5 protein-coding genes are annotated in these 5291 nt (G+C 72.0%); 4 read left to right on the top strand and 1 reads right to left on the bottom strand.

All coding sequences use genetic code 11. The annotated features are described in order from the left end of the window. Nucleotides 1-537, top strand: a 537-nt coding sequence (locus ABZ646_RS39300; protein WP_360530340.1) for a TetR family transcriptional regulator C-terminal domain-containing protein, incomplete at its 5' end; no start/stop codon positions are given. 620 nt (nt 538-1157) lie between these two features. Continuing rightward, nucleotides 1158-1550, top strand: a complete 393-nt coding sequence (locus ABZ646_RS39305; protein WP_360530343.1) for a DUF3566 domain-containing protein — start codon at nt 1158-1160, stop codon at nt 1548-1550. Nucleotides 1551-1804: 254 nt separating this feature from the next. On the opposite strand, the gene ABZ646_RS39310 is transcribed toward ABZ646_RS39305, so the two are convergent. Continuing rightward, nucleotides 1805-3502, bottom strand: coding sequence for a PE-PGRS family protein (locus ABZ646_RS39310; protein WP_360530346.1), 1698 nt, complete (start codon nt 3500-3502; stop codon nt 1805-1807). 354 nt (nt 3503-3856) lie between these two features. On the opposite strand from ABZ646_RS39310, the gene ABZ646_RS39315 reads away from it, so the two are divergent. Together ABZ646_RS39315 and ABZ646_RS39320 are read left to right on the top strand one after the other, a co-directional pair. Beyond that, on the top strand, nt 3857-4732 hold the full coding sequence (locus ABZ646_RS39315) for an aminoglycoside 3'-phosphotransferase (protein ID WP_360530349.1): 876 nt from the start codon (nt 3857-3859) through the stop codon (nt 4730-4732). Nucleotides 4733-4936: 204 nt separating this feature from the next. Beyond that, the coding region (locus tag ABZ646_RS39320) for a hypothetical protein (protein WP_360530352.1) at nt 4937-5291 on the top strand (355 nt) is incomplete at its 3' end.

Raw genomic sequence — 5291 nt, forward strand, 5'->3', positions numbered from 1 at the left:
GTCACCCGGGCCTGGACCGTCTCGGACGTTCCCCTCCTCGACGAGGCGGCCGAACTGCTGGGCGTCGACGAACGCGCCGCCCGCGCCCGTGCCGACCGCGACCGCAAGGAGTGGCAGCAGGGCTTGGACACGGTCGACGGCCCCGACCGGCTCGGGCCCTATCTCGCCGAGCTGATGCGCCACCACCAGCGGGCTCCCGAGCTGATGCGGCTGTGGATCGAGCTCGCGGCGGCGGCCTCACGGCCGGATCATCCGGCGCACGCGTACTTCGCCGACCGCTACACACGCAGCCGCGCCCAGTTCGCCGACGGGTTCCCCGACGAGGCGGCCCGCAGCGGACTGCGCGAGGGCGTCTCCCCCGAGAGCGCCGCACTCCTTTTCCAAGCGGTGCTCAACGGGCTCCAGTTGCAGTGGCTCCTCGACCAGGACCTCGACATCGTCGGGCCGGTCACCGATTTCGTACGGCTGCTGTTCGGGCCGAACGACGCGGGGCCACGGCCGGACCGAGGCCCCCGGGCACCCCTCTCCGGACCCTGACCGGCGTCCCGACGCGCACTGCGCGCGGTGACCGTGTGTCACCGGTGATGCACGATCGGGCAGGAGCGCCTACCGTCGAAAGCAACGACCAGCAGGCCCCCCAGGCCGCCGGGCGGTCGACGCGGGCTGATCGACGCGGGCTGTCCGGCGCGGAAGAGGCTCACCAGAGCGCCGGGCCACTCAGGGAGACGCGCATGAGTCGCGCCAGACGCAGAACTCGTCACACCGTCCGCGGACGGGTCACCGCCACGCGCGACGGCACTCTCCAGGCCACCGATGCCCGGCCGGGCCCCGCGACCGGGTCCTCCCCCGACAGCCACGAGACAGCGTCGCCGACTGCACCGGTCGGTACCGCCGGTCCCGGCGAACCCGCCCCGGCACGCACCACCCCCGGGCCGCCCGCTGCGCGCCCCGCATCGACGCGGACCACGCCCGCGTCGACCGAGGCGGCACCGGCCGGCCCGGTCCGTACCGAGTCCTCTCCCGTCGCCGACGGCGGCCTCGTCACGAGGGCGCAGACAGCGCCGGCGGGCAGTCACGCCCAGTCGGCGGCATCCGGTACGGTCCCACGACACCCCGGACGGCTCTCCTCACCGAAGCCGCGGCCGCGGACCGTGCGGATGCGCGTATCCGCGGTCGGACCCGGCTCCGTCACGCGGATCGGCTTCCTGGTCGTCGGCGGCCTCGGCGCCGCCACCGCCGTCGCCTCGACCGCCGCCTGGGGCACGGCCACGCTCATCGCCCCGGACGCCCTGCCGCGGCCGGGCATCTGGCTGACCGTCTCGATGACCCTCATCGTGCTCGAAGTCGTCCTGGGCTCCTGCCTGGCGGCCCTGGTCGGCTGCCTGTACAACCTGACCGCTCCGTACGACGGCGGGGTCGAGATCTCTCTCACCGACGACCTGGGCCCCACCCCGGACGGCGCCCACGTCCGCCGGGTCATGTCCCGCGCCCGCGCTCGCGCCCGCCGTCACCTGCGCGCTCTCACCCGCCCCGGCGGTGGGAGCGGCTGAGGACGTCACGCAGGGCCCGGTAGGCGGGTTTCGCCTCGTCGCCGCATCCCAGGGCAGGGCGTCGCCCGGACTCGGCGGACCGTCACGGATGTCGGCACACCGCGCCGTTCCCGGCGCCACTACGAACAGGTCCGTCGCCGATCCGCCCTGCTCGGCCCGCTCCCCGGCAGCGGGCGTGGCCTGGGGTCGTCATCCCCCGTGCGACCTGGGAGGCGATACACGAGGTGCGGCCAGGCCCGCGGCCGGAGTCGGGGCTACGGCTTCGGGCGGGGTCCGACGAGGCGTTCGTAGAGGGCTCGGCGTTCCTTCGAACCGTCCTCGGTCTCGGCGAGGGCCTTCTCCCAGTCCTGTTTGACCTCGTCCAGGTAGGCATGCCAGTCGCCGCCGTGGGCCGCTCCCATCTCCCGCAGGTCGACGAAGCGTTCGTTCTTTCCGAGACCGCCGGATCCGACCTTGTCGCCCTTGTGGCCGTGCAGCACGGACTCCGGGTTCGAGGTGGCCTCGGTGGAACGGAAGTCGTGCTCGTAGCCGACCGGGCTGTCGGCGTGCGGCTTGATGGTCTCGATACCGATCTGGAGCGAGCCGTCGCGTTCCATGGTGGGGCGGTGGTAGACCAGCAGGATGTGTCCGTAGGAACCGTTCGGCAGGACCATGTCGCCGTTCCAGTCCTTGGAGCCGAGGCCGCCGCCGGAGAAGTCCTGACCCCACAGCTTCGGGCTGGCGGCGCCGACCGCGAGCTTGTTGGTGACGGATGCCAGGATGCCGCCCTTCTCCTTGAACGTGCCCGGCTGGTCGCCCTTGTTGGCTCCGATGGAGGTGCGGTGGGTGGCGAAGTCGCGCTCCGAGACGTCCTCGGCCGTCTCGCCCTTGGTGGCGTCCTTGGTGACACCCAGGAAGTGGGGGAGCCAGTAGGCCGGTTCGTCCTTGGAACCCAGCGCCGGGATACGGACGTTGACACGGCCTCCGTGCGCCAGGGCGCGGATGACGTCCTGTTCGTAGTTCACCTGGTGCTTGCCCTGAGCGGGGTCGTAGAGCTTCAGCCCGTTGCGCAGGACCAGCAGGATCTTCGTGAGCATCTCGCGGGCCCTGCCGTCCTTGCGGACGTAGTCGGGCGCCTTCTCCTTGCCGCCCTTGCCGATCGGGCTGCCTTCCTCCGGGATGGCGTCGCCGTGCCGGCGCTCGGGGGCCATGCCGGCCGGATACAGGGAGTCGACGGCGGTTTCGCGGATCTGCTGGTCACGCTCGGCTTCCAGGAGCTTGCGGTCGTCGGCCGAGGTGCCGGGTGCCTGGGTGAGCATGAACCGGCCGAGCGTGTAGTCGGGGCTGATCGGCGGCGCGGACGGCCGGACGGCCGGATGGTTCGCGCGGACGGCCAGCGTCGCGGTGAGGACGCGTTTGCCGGCGCTCAGTTGCAACCAGTCCTTGAAGCTCCCCTTGAGGTACGCCTCCGCCTCGGCGTAGGTGCCGATCCCCACGGACTTGAGCCACTTCGGGTTGACGTCGGAGAGCTGCCTGATGTCGTCCAGGTCCTGCTCGTTGAACGCCTCGCCGCGCAGCACGCGGCGGTCCAGGGTCTTGCGCAGCCGGGTGGGGCCCTCGACCAGCCACTGTTCGGGCCACCAGGTGCCCGGCGCGAAGACGTTCCGTTTCGACTTGGTCTGGACGGTGTGCTGTTCGATCGAACTGCTCAGCCTGGTGATGATCTCCTTGCCCGACTGGTCGGTTCCCTCGGTCTGTTCGGGTTCCCCGGTGGTGGGCCGTTCGTCCGCGGCCGACGCTCCGGTGCGTTGGACGGTCGTCGCACCGGGCCGGACAGGACCGTGCTCGCCCGAGGCGACGCGCTGAAGGTGCTGTATCCAGGCGCCGTTCAGGTCGGCCGGCGGTGACGCCGCACGCGGGGTCTCCTGCCCTCGTGCACCAGGGTGGTGGTGATCCCGCGCGACCGAGCGCATGGACGGTCCTCCTCGCCGAACTTCTCCTTGCCGAGCTCTCTGTTCTAGATCAGCCGGGCGGTGCCACGGAAGGTACGAAGGGGCAGACCGCGGTGCCTACCGGTCCTCCCCCGACGGCGTCCGGCCTCTCGTCAACATCCTCACGACGGCCGTGTTTCCGGCCGTCCGCTGCAACGAGGCGAGGCGCGCCGCGGCTGCGCTGTCGGGCGGGGCCGACACCACCCGGCTCTCGCGCCGCCGCGTCCCGGTCCTGGTGCTCACGTCCCGCCCCCGTTCCGCTCTCGTCTCACGGGATGCCACTCTCACACCCCCCACGGTTGTCCCGACGTTCAACCTACAGAGGGTGGGCGGGGCATGGCAGGAGTGCCGGCGCCGACGTCCGGAATCGACTGGTCGGCCGATGTCCGGTCCGGTGAGAATGGGCGGGTGATCGCCGAGTCGCCCCAGGGCCCCGTCGAGTTCCCGCCGGTCGTCACCGAACGGGCGGCGGGGCGACCGACGCGGGCCGTGTGGCGCAACGAGCTCGGCGGACTGACGTTCCAGATCGGTGTGCGCGACCGACGGGAGTTCGTGAAGTGGACGCCGGCCGGGAACGGCATCGACCTCACGGCCGAGGTGGTGCGCCTGCGCTGGGCGGCGCGGTTCGCCATGGTGCCGCACGTACTCGACGAGGGGGCCGACGCCGCGGGGTCCTGGATCGTCACCCGCGGCCTGCCCGGCCGCTCCGCGGTGGACGACCGCTGGAAGCGCGACCCCGGTACAGCCGTCCGCGCGATCGGCGCCGGTCTGCGCGCGCTGCATGACGCGCTGCCCGTAGCGAACTGCCCGTTCGAGTGGGCGGCGCAGACGCGCGTGGGAGCAGTACGGGCACGCGCGGCGGCCGGCCTGCTCGATCCGGCGGACCGGCACCCGGATGTGAGGCACATCGGCGCCGTCGAGCGCGCGCTCGGGATGCTCGACGACATTCCCCCGGTCGACCGGCTCGTGGTCTGCCACGGCGACGCCTGCGCTCCCAACACCCTGGTCGGCGACGACGGCATGTGCACCGGCCACGTCGACCTCGGCACGCTCGGTGTCGCCGACCGCTGGGCGGACCTCGCTGTCGCCACGTGGAGCACGCGGTGGAACTACGGTCCGGGCTGGGAGGAGCCGCTTCTCGAAGCCTACGGAGTCGAGCCGGACCGGGAACGGACCGCGTACTACCGGCTGCTGTGGGACCTGTCGGAGTGACCGCAGCGTGGCGCTCCGCCGCGGTTCGGGCGCCTGGAGAGCGGGGCGGTGTCCCGTTCCACCGTCATACAGGGCGGTTCAGTCGCAGGTCACAGGGGTTGCGACCCGGGATCCCCTCAGTTACGGGACGGCCGTTGCCGCTGTTGGCGCGGGCCGGAAAGGATCGTCACGGCACTGTGGCACTTCCAGAGAAATGGGGACGTCATGTTCAAGTCGAAATCCCGTGCGCGCCAGACCTCCGTCCTGAGCAGGTCCCTTCGCTACGGCGCCCCCGTAGCCGCGGCGACGGCGCTGGTGTTCGGCTTCGGAGGATCGGCCTGGGCCGACTCCGAGGTGGGGTTCGTGACGCAGCAGACCGCGACCGGGGGCTGCACCGCCGGCCTCGACGTCACCAGCCTGACGAAGTCGGCGCCCGCCTACGCCTACGGAACGTTCTACAACTTCACCGCCGGCTACACCTGCTACGCGTGGCTGGAGCGGTCCACGGACGGCGGCAGCAGCTGGTACGCCCACCCCCTCCACGCCCCCGCCCAGTGGGCCGAGCTCGCCCGCCCCGGCA

The organism is Streptomyces sp. NPDC007162, from assembly GCF_040634175.1.
Taxonomy (GTDB): Bacteria; Actinomycetota; Actinomycetes; order Streptomycetales; family Streptomycetaceae; genus Streptomyces.